Origin of the sequence: Bradyrhizobium diazoefficiens (genome assembly GCF_016616235.1) — a bacterium.
Lineage (GTDB): Bacteria > Pseudomonadota > Alphaproteobacteria > Rhizobiales > Xanthobacteraceae > Bradyrhizobium > Bradyrhizobium diazoefficiens_H.
The window spans coordinates 6,909,227-6,921,975 of sequence record NZ_CP067100.1; the positions used below are offsets into that span (position 1 = coordinate 6,909,227).

Annotated in this window: 12 protein-coding genes; all 12 read right to left on the reverse strand. The window is 62.3% G+C overall.

Annotated features, from left to right (window positions below; translation table 11 throughout):
- Positions 1 to 13: 13 nt before the first annotated feature.
- Positions 14 to 1,474 (reverse strand): cytochrome c oxidase accessory protein CcoG, encoded by a 1,461-nt coding sequence (gene ccoG, locus JJB99_RS32560; RefSeq protein WP_200500408.1) that lies wholly within the window; start codon positions 1,472 to 1,474, stop codon positions 14 to 16.
- A 93-nt stretch (positions 1,475 to 1,567) separates the two neighbouring features.
- Positions 1,568 to 2,440 carry a cytochrome-c oxidase, cbb3-type subunit III gene (gene ccoP / locus JJB99_RS32565; protein ID WP_200496212.1) on the reverse strand — a complete coding sequence of 291 codons (873 nt, stop codon included), beginning with the start codon at positions 2,438 to 2,440 and terminating at the stop codon, positions 1,568 to 1,570.
- 3 nt (positions 2,441 to 2,443) lie between these two features.
- The gene (locus JJB99_RS32570) at positions 2,444 to 2,608 is read right to left on the reverse strand and encodes a cbb3-type cytochrome c oxidase subunit 3 (protein WP_200496213.1); all 165 of its coding nucleotides are present in this window, start codon (positions 2,606 to 2,608) and stop codon (positions 2,444 to 2,446) included.
- 12 nt (positions 2,609 to 2,620) lie between these two features.
- Complete coding sequence (gene ccoO / locus JJB99_RS32575; protein ID WP_200496214.1) at positions 2,621 to 3,355, reverse strand: cytochrome-c oxidase, cbb3-type subunit II; 735 nt, start codon at positions 3,353 to 3,355, stop codon at positions 2,621 to 2,623.
- An 8-nt stretch (positions 3,356 to 3,363) separates the two neighbouring features.
- Positions 3,364 to 4,989 carry a cytochrome-c oxidase, cbb3-type subunit I gene (ccoN, locus tag JJB99_RS32580; protein WP_433995802.1) on the reverse strand — a complete coding sequence of 542 codons (1,626 nt, stop codon included), beginning with the start codon at positions 4,987 to 4,989 and terminating at the stop codon, positions 3,364 to 3,366.
- Between the two features lie 90 nt (positions 4,990 to 5,079).
- Positions 5,080 to 5,529 (reverse strand): DUF6455 family protein, encoded by a 450-nt coding sequence (locus JJB99_RS32585; protein WP_200496216.1) that lies wholly within the window; start codon positions 5,527 to 5,529, stop codon positions 5,080 to 5,082.
- Positions 5,530 to 5,596: 67 nt separating this feature from the next.
- Positions 5,597 to 6,931 carry an oxygen-independent coproporphyrinogen III oxidase gene (gene hemN / locus JJB99_RS32590; protein WP_246775080.1) on the reverse strand — a complete coding sequence of 445 codons (1,335 nt, stop codon included), beginning with the start codon at positions 6,929 to 6,931 and terminating at the stop codon, positions 5,597 to 5,599.
- 13 nt (positions 6,932 to 6,944) lie between these two features.
- Positions 6,945 to 7,172, reverse strand: a complete 228-nt coding sequence (locus tag JJB99_RS32595; RefSeq protein WP_200298244.1) for a hypothetical protein — start codon at positions 7,170 to 7,172, stop codon at positions 6,945 to 6,947.
- A gap of 176 nt (positions 7,173 to 7,348) precedes the next feature.
- Entirely contained in the window at positions 7,349 to 7,957 is a 609-nt protein-coding gene (fixJ, locus tag JJB99_RS32600) for a response regulator FixJ (protein WP_200496218.1), read from the reverse strand.
- Positions 7,947 to 9,389: a PAS domain S-box protein gene (locus JJB99_RS32605; protein ID WP_200496219.1), complete on the reverse strand. Its 1,443-nt coding sequence runs from the start codon at positions 9,387 to 9,389 to the stop codon at positions 7,947 to 7,949. Before JJB99_RS32605 ends, fixJ begins: the two co-directional genes overlap by 11 nt.
- 104 nt (positions 9,390 to 9,493) lie before the next feature.
- The gene (locus tag JJB99_RS32610) at positions 9,494 to 9,694 is read right to left on the reverse strand and encodes a hypothetical protein (RefSeq protein WP_200496220.1); all 201 of its coding nucleotides are present in this window, start codon (positions 9,692 to 9,694) and stop codon (positions 9,494 to 9,496) included.
- Between the two features lie 374 nt (positions 9,695 to 10,068).
- Positions 10,069 to 11,853, reverse strand: a complete 1,785-nt coding sequence (locus JJB99_RS32615) for an outer membrane beta-barrel protein (RefSeq protein WP_246775081.1) — start codon at positions 11,851 to 11,853, stop codon at positions 10,069 to 10,071.
- Between the last annotated feature and the right edge of the window lie 896 nt (positions 11,854 to 12,749).

Sequence of the window (12,749 nt, forward strand, 5' to 3'; positions counted from 1 at the left end):
TTTTCCTCAGATTTCAGGGCGTCACAAAATGATCGGTGGCGGAGGCAACCTCGCCGAGCCCGATGTCGGTGATGCGGAATTTCACCGGCGCCGTCTTCTCCGATTTGTCGTCGAACGGCGCAGTCACCAGCACCCGCAACTCGGTGGTGGCATCGCGCGCAAGGACGATCATCGGCCGGTCCGGCGTGACGGAGTCGAAGCCGACGATGTGGATTTGCGCATTGGCGGGGCCGTCGACATCGACAGCAATCACGCGATCAAATCCGCGCTTGTTGAGGAAGCGCAGCGTATAGCCGTTGCGGATCGCGCCGGCGCTGAGCTTGACCGCCACGGGGTTCCGGTCGTGCAGCACGTTAAGGTCCAGCAGCGAGCGCGTCAGCAGCGCATGCAGCATCACCGCGCAAACCGTGGCGATCAGCGCGGCATAGACCACCGTCCGGGAACGGACCGGCTTGAAGGCTTCCGTCTTGCCGGATGTCCGCCGCTGCACATTGATGTCGTTGTCGTAGCCGATCAGGCGCGTCGGCCTGCCGATCCTCTTCATCACGTTATCGCAGGCGTCGATGCAGAGGCCGCACTGGATGCAGCCGAGCTGCGCGCCATTGCGGATGTCGATGCCGGTCGGGCAGACTGCGACGCACTGGTTGCAATCGACGCAATCACCGGCCGTCTCGCCCAGCGCGCGCTGGGCTCTCCCCTTCTTCACCGAACAGCGCGGCTCGCCGCGGTCGTATTTGTAGGTGACGTTGAGCGCCCACTCATCAGTAAGCGCGGCCTGGATGCGCGGCCATGGGCACATGTAGAGACAGACCTGCTCCCGTGCGTGGCCGGCCAGGAGATAGGTCGATGCGGTGAGAATGCCGATCCAGACGTAGGCGATCGCCGGCGCCTGGAACGTGGCGAGATCCTTCACCAGGGTCGGTGCATCCGAGAAATAGAGGACCCAGGCGCCGCCGGTCCACCAGGCGATGATCAGCCAGATCGCCTGCTTCAACGCGCGCCGCGCCAGCCGCGCGGCCGTCAGCGGACCGGCATCGGCCTTGATGCGCGCGCGGCGGTCGCCCTCGGTCCAGCGTTCCACCACGTAAAACAGGTCGGTCCACACCGTCTGTGGGCAGAGATAGCCGCACCAGATGCGGCCGCCGAGCGCATTCATCAGGAATAAGGTGAAGGCAGCGAGGATCAGGAGCCCCGTGAAATAGTAGAACTCCTGCGGCCACAGTTCGATGAAGAAGAAATAGAAGCGCTGGCTTTGAAAATCGATCAGCACGGCCTGGTCCGGCGCGCCGAGGCCCCGATTCCAGCGCACGAGCGGCAGCAGGTAATAGACGCCGAGGCAGAGCGCCATCAGCCCCCATTTGATCCGCCGGAAGCTGCCGGAAACCCGTTGCGGATAGATTTTCTTCTGTGGTGCATAGAGCGGCAGATCATCATCGCCACCCATCAACTCCTTCGAAGTGACGTTCTTGGTCATCGGAACGCCCATCAAAATCCCCCGATAAGGTACCGTTCCCCCAGGGCGGAACAGCTTCACCTGGGTGAACCGGTCAAACCTCGCCCGGCATTGCTATTTGCCACCGCCCAGCGCGTGGACGTAGACCGCCATCGCCTTGATGGTCGAAGGATCGAGCCGCCCTTCCCAGGCCGGCATGACGCCGGCGCGGCCATTGCTGATGGTCTCGATCAGGGTCGCCTCGTCCGAGCCGTAGAGCCAGATCTTGTCGGTCAAATTGGCGGCGCCGAGCTCCTGATTGCCCTTGCCGCGGTCCCCGTGACAGGCGACGCAATTGTCGGCAAAGATCTTCTCGCCCTTGGCGGCGTCATAACCTTTCCGGGTCGAGAGGCCCGACAGCGAGCGCACATAGTTGGCCACCGCGACGATCTCGTCCGACTTGAGCACGCCGTCCTTGCCGAAGGCGAGCATCTGGCCTTCATGCGCCTTGGCATGACCGGAGCGTGCGCCGAACTGGATGGTCTGCATGATCTGGTCGAGCGTGCCGCCCCAGAGCCAGTCGTCGTCGTTCAGATTTGGATAGCCCTTCGCGCCGGCGGCGCCACTGCCGTGACAGGGCGCGCAATTGTCGCCGAACACCGTCTTGCCCCGCGCCCGCGCCAAGGCCAGGAGGGCCGGGTCGTTCTCGATCTCGGCAAGAGACGCGGTGCCAAGCGCCTTCATCTTTTCGCCGCGCAAAGCTTCGAGTTGGGCCAGATTCGCGGTAACTGCGGCGCGATTGGTGGTGTGCAGGACCCCGGCCGTATAGCCGCTCACCAGCGGCCAGGCCGGATAGACCACCCAGTAGCCGAAGGCCCAGATGATGGTGGCGTAGAAGGTCAGCACCCACCAGCGGGGAAGCGGCGTGTTCAGCTCCTCGATGCCGTCCCATTCGTGGCCCGTGGTCGACCGGCCGGAAATGTGGTCGGTGTCGTTGTGCTGGCTCATCCGTCAATCCTCCCGCAGCGGCATTTTCGCCGCGGCATCGAACAGCGCCCTGTTGCGGGGACGCAGCGCGTAACAGACGATCGCAAGGAAGATGCCGACGAAGACCGGCGTCCAGAAGTTGAGCACGAACTGCGAGACCACGTTCTCAACGGAGACAATCACCTTCATCACAAACAGCCTTCAACGCAGATTGGCTTTTTCGTCGTAGAGCTTGAAGTCGACCAGCGTCCCCAGCATCTGCAGGTAAGCGATGAGCGCATCGAGTTCGGTGGGTTGGCCGGCCTTGCCGTCGAAGTTGCGGACAGCCGCATTCGGGTAGCGCTTCTGGAACGCTTCGGCATCCGCACCATCGGGATCGAGCTGCGCCTTGAGGTCGGCTTTGGCATGAGCGATCTGGTCGTCGGTATAGGGTACGCCGATCGCGCGGCTGGTGCGCAGATGCGCGGCGACGTCCTCAAGCTCGAGTTCGGTCGCAGCCAGCGATGGATACCCCGGCATCACCGATTGCGGCACGATCGCCCGCGGATTGATCAGGTGCCGGACATGCCAATCATCGGAATATTTGGCGCCGACCCGGGCAAGATCGGGACCCGTACGCTTCGAACCCCACTGGAAGGGGTGATCGTACATGCTCTCGGCGGCCAGCGAGTAGTGGCCGTAGCGCTCCACTTCGTCGCGCAACGGGCGGATCATCTGCGAGTGGCAGAGATAGCAGCCTTCGCGAACATAGATGTTGCGCCCGGCAAGCTCGAGCGGCGTGTAGGGACGAACGCCGTCGACCGCCTCGATCGTGCTCTGGAGGTAGAACAGCGGCGTGATTTCGACGAGGCCACCGATCGCGATGACCACGAGGATTCCACCGATCAGGATGGTCGCGTTCTTCTCGAAGATCTTGTGTCGATTCCAGAAGGACATAGCACGACCTATTCGGCAGGCTGGAGCCGGCCGGCGGCGCGTGCCTCCTCGGCTTCGCCGGCGTTGACCGTCATCCAGAGATTGAAGGCCATGATCAGCGCGCCGATCAGGAACAACGCGCCCCCGGCGGCGCGGATGATGTAGAAGGGATGCATGGCCTCGACGGTCTCGATGAAGGAATATTCAAGGAAGCCGAGCGAGGTGTAGGCGCGCCACATCAGGCCCTGCAGGATTCCGGACACCCACATGGCGGAGATGTAGAGCACGATGCCGAGGGTGGCGATCCAGAAGTGCCAGTTAACGAGCTTGAGGCTGTAGAGTCCGTTGCGATTCCACGCCCACGGCACGAGGCAATACAGCGCGCCGAACGAGACAAAGCCAACCCAGCCAAGCGCGCCGGAATGCACGTGGCCGATCGTCCAGTCGGTGTAGTGGCTGAGCGAGTTCACGACCTTGATCGCCATCATCGGGCCTTCGAACGTCGACATGCCGTAAAAGGCGACGGAGACGACGAGCATGCGCAGCACCGGGTCGGTGCGCAGCTTGTCCCAGGCGCCGGACAAGGTCATGAGCCCGTTGATCATGCCGCCCCAGGAGGGCATCCACAGCATGATCGAGAAGGTCATGCCGAGCGTCTGCACCCAGTCGGGCAGCGCGGTGTAGTGCAGATGGTGCGGGCCGGCCCAGATGTAGAGGAAGATCAGCGCCCAGAAATGGATGATGGATAGCCGGTAGGAATAGATCGGCCGCTCCGCGCGCTTCGGGATGAAATAGTACATGATCGCGAGGAAGCCGGCGGTGAGAAAGAAGCCGACCGCATTGTGGCCGTACCACCACTGGAACATGGCGTCCTGAACACCACCCCAGGCAATGTAGGACTTCGAGCCGAACACAGAGACCGGCAGCGCGGGGTTGTTGCCGAGGTGGAGCACGGCGATCGTGACGATAAACGCCAGATAGAACCAGTTGGCGACGAAGATGTGCGGTTCCTTGCGTTTGACCAGAGTCGCCAGGAACACCAGCAGATAAGTCACCCAAACGATTGTCAGCCACAGATCAGCGTACCACTCGGGCTCGGCATATTCCTTCGACTGCGTCACTCCGAGCAGATAGCCGGTGCCGGCGATCACGATGAAGAAGTTGTAGCCGAGCACGACGAACCAGGGCGCGAGATCGCCGGCAAGCCGGGTGCGGCAGGTCTTCTGCACGACGTAGAACGAGGTCGCGATCAGGACGTTGCCGCCGAACGCGAAGATCACGGCCGACGTGTGCAGCGGACGCAGGCGGCCGAAGCTGGTCCAGGGCAGATCGAGATTAAGCGCGGGCCATGCCAGTTGCGAGGCGATGATCAGCCCGACGGCAAAGCCGGCAATGCCCCAGAACATCGCCGCCACGGATGCGAACTTGATCGGTCCCAGATTGTAGTTTGGACGCCCGTTGATCTCCTGCGGGGGCAGTTTGGTCGGGCGATCATAGTAGCGATTGAGGATCGCAAACGCCGCGGCGATGCTGGCGGCGCAGCCAAGCGAGGCGTGAAAGGCGAACGGGGCGTCGTGCGCGAATCCCGCACCGATCAGGCAAAGGAATGCGAGCACCGCAAACAGCGGCCACAACGTCGCTTCTCCGACCGTCATCGATTTTGCGCCGGCGGAGACGTTCGTCATGGTGCGACATCCTCGAGGAGTGGCTCAGGGAGGCACGCGCGGCGCCCGGGTTGATCGACATCAATTGCGGGTGGCGGGGACCGGCAGATTCTGTGGGGCGCACCGCTGCACATCCTCCGCCAACGCCCGCAGCGTCTGCTCATTTTGGCAGTATTTTGCCGGCGTCGCTTGCCGCTCGTGCTTCAAGTCGCGGGCGCAGCGTGCCTTGGACGCGCATTGGCTGCACACGCGTCGCAGATCGCGGAGCACGTCACCGTGAGATGCCTCCACGTCGTCCTCGGCAAGGCCTGCATGGGAGAGGCGCCTGCTCAGGGACTGAAGCGAACCCGAAGGTTTCAAGATCAGCGCAGCGAGCTCCGTCCTGGAAAGATTCAGCTCGCGCGCGATAACCTCGATCTCCCGCTGGTCCAGCCGCTGCAACTCGTTGCTGCGATCCATGACACCTTTCAAGCGGTCACGGAGATTGCCGAAGAATGTGCTGCATGTCTTGGCGGCCGCTTCAATCAACATTTGACGATTTAGGTCCCTTTTTCGGTGATGTGTTACATCGGCCAAGGGACGTTGTCGTTGATGCAGATCAAATTGCGCTGCTAAACAGGGCGGCCCGCGCGCATCGATAGGTGTCGAAAGTTGCGGCGATGACGCGAACGACGGGCCGGCCGGCTTGCGTCACCGTCAATCTCGCGCCATCGATCTCGACCAGCCCCTCCGATTGCATCGGTATCAGCCTCGCCATTTCATTGCGAAACTCGGCATTTGGCGCGACGACATTGAGATCGACGCTAAAATCGCACATCAGCCGCTCGATGATGTGCGCGCGCTGCCGGTCGTTTTCATCGCGCAGGCACCCCCTGGCCGAGGCGAGTGAGCCGGCAGCGATGGCACCGACATATCTCGGAACATCGGCTGCGTTCTGCGCGAAGCCGTCCGCGAAGGTCGATATCGAGGAGGCGCCGAGGCCGAGAAGAACGCCGCTGGCATCCTCGGTATAGCCCTGGAAATTGCGATGTAGCGTCCCGCCTGCCGCGGCCCTTGCGAGCGCATCGCCGGGCTTGGCAAAATGATCGATGCCAATTCGCACATAGGCCGCACGTATCAGCTCCTCGGACAAGGCCTCGGCCTGCTCGATGCGCTGATCCTGCGACGGCAGTTTGGCTTCATCGATACGCCGCTGGTTGGCCTTGAGCCGCGGCAGGTGCGCATAGCCGAAACAAGCGATGCGGTCCGGCCCCATCGCGGCGACCAACGCACACGTCTTGCGAATCGAGGTGGCTGTCTGCAGCGGCAGCCCGTACATCAGATCGAAGTTCAGATTTCTGATTCCGGCCGACCGCAATCGTTCGACGGCCGTCTCGATGACAGCCAGCGGCTGGAGGCGGCCGATCGCGGCCTGCACCAGAGGATTGACGTCCTGCACGCCCAGACTCGCACGGCTGACGCCGAGTTCCGCCAAGGCCTCCACGAGCGCGACAGTCACGTGACGTGGATCAAGCTCGATCGCATGCTCGGAGCCGTTCGCAAACGGAAAGTGACGGCGGAGCGCGGCGATGACGGAGCGCAGGCCGTCAGGTCCCAGAATGCTGGGCGTTCCGCCGCCCCAGTGCAGGCGGGCAATTTTGGGCCTTGCCCCGACCAGGCTCGCAACAAGATCGACCTCCGTCTCAAGCGCGCGGCGATAGGCGCCGACCACGTCATCACGGACGGCCATTTTGGTGTTGCAGCCGCAGTACAGGCATATCTTTCGGCAATAAGGCACGTGAAGATAGACCGAGACGGCCTGATCCGCCCCGAGGCCGGCGAGCCAGGTCTCGTGGTCTTTCGCGCCAACCTCGGCTGAGAAATCGGCGGCCGTCGGATAGGACGTATAGCGCGGCACATTGTAGCCGGCATAGCGGCGAACGATGGGTGACAAGGTATCCGCCCTGCTAAGACGCCCATGCCCGCTCCAGCGCGGTCGGCGCCCGGAATTCGACGGCGTCCGCGAAGATCGTCCAGTCATGGACGTGCCTCTGCCGGCAGAAATCGGCTTCCGCTCGTCGCACCGCTTCCGTCAGGGACGGAGCTTCGACGGTGAACGCGGCCTGACACGCACGATGCTCGTGCCCGGTATCGTCGCAAACGGTCTTGATGAAGCGCACATCGAATGAGGGCATTATGTTCTCCTGTTTGCTGACATGTTGCTCAAAACCGGAGCGAAGTCCTTGAGCAAGATCAATCAGACATCGCGCCCGATCGCCGACGCTGCAGTCGACGCCCCTCGTCGGCGCAAGCACTGGCATCGGTCGGGCCGGCGACCGGCGGCTGGCCGATGCCGGGCTGCCCCCAAGCCTCACAGACCCACAGCGAGCGCGAGACGCATCAGTTCGGACATGCTGCGCGCCCCCGTCTTCGCCATGAGATTGGCACGGTAGACCTCGACCGTGCGCGGACTGATGCTGAGCTCATGCGCGATGACCTTGTTGATCTTGCCGGCCACAACCCCCTGCAGCACGTCGCGCTCGCGGGGCGACAGGTCTGCGAGCCGTGCCGCGGCCTGCTTTCGCGCGGAATTTTCGCCCGGAGCGGAGGGACGGGTATCGAGCGCGGCGCGGATCGCGTCCAAGAGCGCCGCATCATCGAACGGCTTTTCAATGAAATCCGCAGCACCCGCCTTCATCGCCTCCACGGCGAGCGCGACGTCGCCGTGGCCGGTGATCAGGATGACCGCACCGGCTGCTCCTTCGCGCTTCAGCTTCCTAACCAGCTCGATGCCGCTGATGCCCGGCATGCGAATATCAGAGACGACGCAGCTTAAAGTCTCGGCCCCGCCGCCGGCCAGAAACGCATCGGCCGTCTCGTAGACCTGCGACCTGTATCCATTGACGTCGAGCAGGAACGCCAGCGAATCCCGCATCGCAGCATCGTCGTCGATGACGTGAATGACAGGCTTATCGTTCATCAGCCGCCTCCGTTTCGGCGATGGGCAGCGTGAAATCAAAGACGGTGCCACCGCCGTCGTTGGGACGCGCCGCGACGCGTCCACCATGTGCTTCGATGATGGTTCGGCAGATTGAAAGACCTACACCCATGCCGTTTGCCTTGGTGGTGACGAAGGGTTGAAACAGCTTCTCGGCAATCTCTGGGGCGATGCCCGTGCCCGTATCGGTGACGGAGAAGAAGGCGAACCTGTTTTGGCGGGTGACGCCGATGGTCAGCTCGCGCCGGCTGGTCGTTTCCATCGCCTCGATGCCGTTCCTGATGAGGTTGAGCGCGACTTGCTGGATCTGGACCTTGTCGACGACAACGTCGGGAAGGTCGCGGTCACAGCGCAGTGACACGCGCACACCCTGTTCCCGGGCCCCGACCAGGGCCAGCGCCGCGGCCTCCTCGAGCAGCGTCGCCGGATTCTCGATGGTGTGCTCGGTCTCGCCCTTGGCGACGAACTCACGCAGGCGCTTGATGATGTCGCCGGCGCGCAACGCCTGGTCGGCGCTACGGTCCATGGCCTCGCGCACGCGCTCCTTGTCGACTTCTTTCGGCTTCAGCAGGGTCGCGGCGCCGCGCAGATAGCTGGTGATCGCGGACAATGGCTGATTGAGCTCGTGCGCGAGCGAGGACGCCATCTCGCCCATGGCGGTCAGCCGCGACACGTGCAGCAGCTCCGACTGCAGCTCCTGCATGCGGCGCTCCTGGGTTCGCCGTTCCGTCAGGTCGCGGACGAAGCCGGTAAAGTACCGCTCGGCGCCGGCCTTGGCCTCGCCGACTGCGAGCTCCATCGGAAAGGTCGAGCCATCCTTGCGCTCGCCGACCACGATCCGCCCGATCCCGATGATGCGGCGCTCGCCTGTGGCGCGGTAGCGATCGAGATAGCTATCGTGCTCCTGTCGGTAAGGTCCCGGCATCAGGATGGAGACATTGTTTCCGATCGCCTCCGCGGCCGACCAGCCAAAGAGGCGCTCGGCCGCGACGCTGAAGGATTGCATGATGCCCCGCTCATCGATCACGACCATGGCTTCCGGGACGGTATCCAGGATTGACTGAAGCTGGGCCTGCCGATTTCGGGCATCTTCGGACTGTTGCCGCAGCCGGTCTCCGATCACGCCGAGGATCGGTCCCATGACGGTGAAGAAGGAGACATCGATCAGGTTCGCCGGGTCGCTGTAGAGGCTGGTTCCGAGGAAATAGGCGCTGCTTCCAAGACAGAGCAGCGTGGCGAAGATGGCCGGCCCGCGGCCGCCGGCAAAGGCCGCAAAGACGACGACCGGAACGTAGATCACGGTGAAGGTCCGATCCTCGAAAGAGTGATGCAAGGCAAGGCGCAGACAGAGGATGAAAGCGGAGGCGGTTGCCGCCGCCCCGTAGCGAAGCAAAAATCGGCCTTGTGCTGTCATTCAGTGGCCAGATGCGAAAACGAACGCGTCTTTGTAAGAATGGACGGTGATCGCCTCATAGCAGGGCTGGCCGTCCTTTCGACAAGAGGTGGGCTGGAGCAAAACTAGTCTTTCGAGGGCCAAGGACGCCAGTGCGTCGGATGAATGACGACCCGCTCACGGGTCGTCTCCTTGATCCAGCCGCTCGGGGTGCGACGGCAGGCGAAGACCAGCGCATGCACGCGATTGCCTTCGACAACGGCGAGCTCGAGCGCTCGTTCGTACGGGGCCGTCGCAATTCCTTCCCACACAGCTTGCTCGTCCATTGCCTTCATCTCACAAGATACCCTCGCCCGCTGGGGGAACATGCAACGGTCGCGCATCCAGCGCCCTGGCTGGGACTTCTATTCGGCAAACCCCTTCACGCCCAGGCAGGGACAGTGTCCGGCTTTTATCCACCTCGATACTCAACTGCATCGCAAGCTCCCGGCCGAACCGACATGCTGGAATATTTCCGCGTCGACCGGCCGTCGGGTCACCAGATGGCACTGACACTTGAGCGAAGCCGGCCCCATCGGAAGGCTGCACATGACATCTCTCTCGCACCAGGATCCTTGCTGATCCCAAAAGCCTGCCAGAGCTCATCTGATCGCCGCCGCACGTGACCGGTCAAAAATCGCCGTGCAGAGCCACTGGGTGTTCAATCAAATTTGTAGGAGGCCTGGATGAACGTGCCCCACCGTTCCATGCGGTATTTCGCAAGAGCAGCCTCCTGATCTCGGCCGCCCTGCCAGTTGGCGTTGTAGATCACATCGCTGTCCTTTTTGGTCCACATTGACCAATATCGACCACCAACTCCGATGCTGACATTCTTGGTGAGAAAGTAGGAGAGCGCCCCTTCCACCTGAAGGCCTCCGCCACCGTCTCCGCGCTGATCGTAGAACGTTGTCGCTGGGCGGAGGAGATGGTTGTCGCGACCACTGAACTCGGTCCACGGCAGGTAAGCAATGTCGGCGCTCACGCGCCAGCGCTCAAGCACCAAAGCCTCGGCGCTAACGCCGATGCGCGGCGCATTCCAATCGGTGTCTTGAGTGCCGATGAGCTGCCCCTGCCGCTGGAACGGCCCCGTGCATGGCCAGGCCGGCGAGGACGAAGCGGTCTGCACGCAACCTATCGAATCCGACTTCTCGCCGTAGGAGGTCCATCCGACAAACGCGCCCACTTTGTAATTGCTGCCGCGCAGAAAATCGTAGCCGGCATCCGCCGTGTAGTATGTGAATCGTCCGTTCGCCTGACCGGATAACGCGTTGAGATAGGCCCACTGCCCGAGGCTCGAATCTTCGTCGTTCCGCTTTCCTTTGTTGAAGCGTCCGAGGCCAATATTGCCCTTCAGGAATATCCCCCAAGGGCTGTCAAGGCGCCCGAACATCTCGCCGGACACGCCGTCGAGCCCCTGATAGGTGAGCCTTGAAGTGGGAACGCTTTCATCTCCTGGAAACCGGGGCGCATGTGTGTAGTCCCACTGGAAAGCGCCCCGGCTGAGCCAGACTCGTGAGCCGCCCTCGAGCGACCAGCCGCCCGTAGATAGAACGGGCTTGGCTTTGGCGGTCGCTGTTGCGGGGTGCAGCGGCGCATCGGCCCATTCCGCGGTCGGATCGACACCAAAATGGTAATTCAAGCCGACTTTACCGACGTGATAATCGCTGGATAAGCTGCTCGTGCTGGCGGGGATGATAGCAAGGGGCGGACGCTGCACGGTTGGAGGGGTCGCCACACGAGGTCCGCCAAAACCCATATAGTCGTACTCAAATTTGACGGACCAAGCGGGCGTGAGCTGCTGCTCGATGCCGACGCCGACGGTCGCGCCGAAACAACCGTCATCGAACTGCGTCGTATGCCGCGGGTATCCGGCAAAGGTCCCGTCCCGGAATTCGTTGTGATTGGTGATCGCGCCGTGATTGTTTTGCCAAGCGGCGCCTCCTTTGACGTAGGCCAGCGTGTGGCCCTGCGGGCCGAAAGCGTACCCGACACGAGCGGTTCCCGTGGCAAGGACGCTTGGACCTGCGTTGCAGGTTGCAATCACAACAACGCTGGAGAAGGCAAGACAGGTGTTTGTGCCGTCCGAGACAGCACGGCTCGCTTCCAGTTCGAGGCCGAACACCCAGCGGTCCCTCTGCCAGTTGTAACCGAGCTGTCCGCCGGCCAGGAATGCAGGCGTATCAACGACGTCCCCGTAAATCGATGGGCCATAGGGATCGCTGAACGACGTCCGGCCGTAGCCCCCCGCGGCGTGTCCGCCGATATATCCTCCGGTCCAGCTCCACAGTTTCGGCGGGACTTTTGCGGCCGGCTTAAGATCTGTTGAATTGACCGCTCCGCTTGCAACGAGCGCAGCTGTTGCGGCAGCCCAGTTAAGAACTCCAAATCGCATCATCACCTCACAATGCGCGTCATCATCGAATGAAGGATGATGACACACAGCCATTTGCACTCCCGTCGTTCGGTGGACCGAGTGCGACCTCTGCTTCAGGCGCGTCGCCACAGCGCATGCATCAGCGACACAGCGAGATGGAAATGCGTCGAAGCTCACCGCCTGCGACGGGCAGATGGTCTCATCGCAGTCCAAACTCGTTGCGTTAGCTGATGCTGTTACGCCGCCCTACACACGCAGCCTTCGCGACTGCAGGATCCAGGCCAGCGCCAAAGCGGCCTTCATTGCCTCTGGCTTGTCGCGCGCAATGTCGCATTCGCGACAGCTTTGCGTGCTTCGGACAAGCCGTGCGTTTGCTTTCGGACATGAGCAGCTAGGGGCGCCGCTACCTGCCTCCGACCGCACGCGTGCCTCTGCACAGTGACCATGACTCTTTGGAAGGGGCGGGATAGCTTCGATCGACTTTTGGCGCGGGCCTTCACAATGCCGCTAGAATCAGCGGCATGCTGCCGGACGGCGCGGCTCCCTTCGGCGGCAAGAATGGCGAAGATCTGAGTGTAAAATTCGATCAGGCTCGCGTCTATGGACGTGAAGGACCTGCCGCCATGACGCAATGGGCATGGCCATGATCGTAGTCGGCACGCCGACAAACATTGAGGACAAGGCGGTGCCGCAGGTCAGCAAGGCCAAGCAGAGGCTTGCGAGGCTGTTCGAGAAAATGAAACCGTCAAGCCCTTCTCCAAGTAGGGGAAGTCCCGTATGTCGGTCCCGCGCAATCGCTCCTTGCTAACCCGCAAGCTGCGAACGTAATAGCCTTGTCTCTGAACGGCTGCCTTGATTTCGTCGCTGACCTTCAGAACTCTTGTTCTGCTCTTGCGCCATTTATTCCGAGAGCAAACGCCGGGTATTGCAGAGCCGTTATGTAGAACAAGTAGCTCGCGCTTGCCGTT

Bases quoted from the DNA above. Each gene is read 5' to 3' on its own strand.
- ccoN (WP_433995802.1), bottom strand. From the start codon at position 4,989: ATGACGGTCGGAGAAGCGACGTTGTGGCCGCTGTTTGCGGTGCTCGCA.
- JJB99_RS32585 (WP_200496216.1), bottom strand. From the start codon at position 5,529: ATGTTGATTGAAGCGGCCGCCAAGACATGCAGCACATTCTTCGGCAAT.
- JJB99_RS32610 (WP_200496220.1), bottom strand. From the start codon at position 9,694: ATGGACGAGCAAGCTGTGTGGGAAGGAATTGCGACGGCCCCGTACGAA.
- fixJ (WP_200496218.1), bottom strand. From the start codon at position 7,957: ATGAACGATAAGCCTGTCATTCACGTCATCGACGACGATGCTGCGATG.
- ccoP (WP_200496212.1), bottom strand. From the start codon at position 2,440: ATGAGCCAGCACAACGACACCGACCACATTTCCGGCCGGTCGACCACG.
- JJB99_RS32605 (WP_200496219.1), bottom strand. From the start codon at position 9,389: ATGACAGCACAAGGCCGATTTTTGCTTCGCTACGGGGCGGCGGCAACC.
- JJB99_RS32595 (WP_200298244.1), bottom strand. From the start codon at position 7,172: ATGCCCTCATTCGATGTGCGCTTCATCAAGACCGTTTGCGACGATACC.
- ccoG (WP_200500408.1), bottom strand. From the start codon at position 1,474: ATGACCAAGAACGTCACTTCGAAGGAGTTGATGGGTGGCGATGATGAT.
- JJB99_RS32570 (WP_200496213.1), bottom strand. From the start codon at position 2,608: ATGAAGGTGATTGTCTCCGTTGAGAACGTGGTCTCGCAGTTCGTGCTC.
- JJB99_RS32615 (WP_246775081.1), bottom strand. From the start codon at position 11,853: ATGGCTGTGTGTCATCATCCTTCATTCGATGATGACGCGCATTGTGAG.
- ccoO (WP_200496214.1), bottom strand. From the start codon at position 3,355: ATGTCCTTCTGGAATCGACACAAGATCTTCGAGAAGAACGCGACCATC.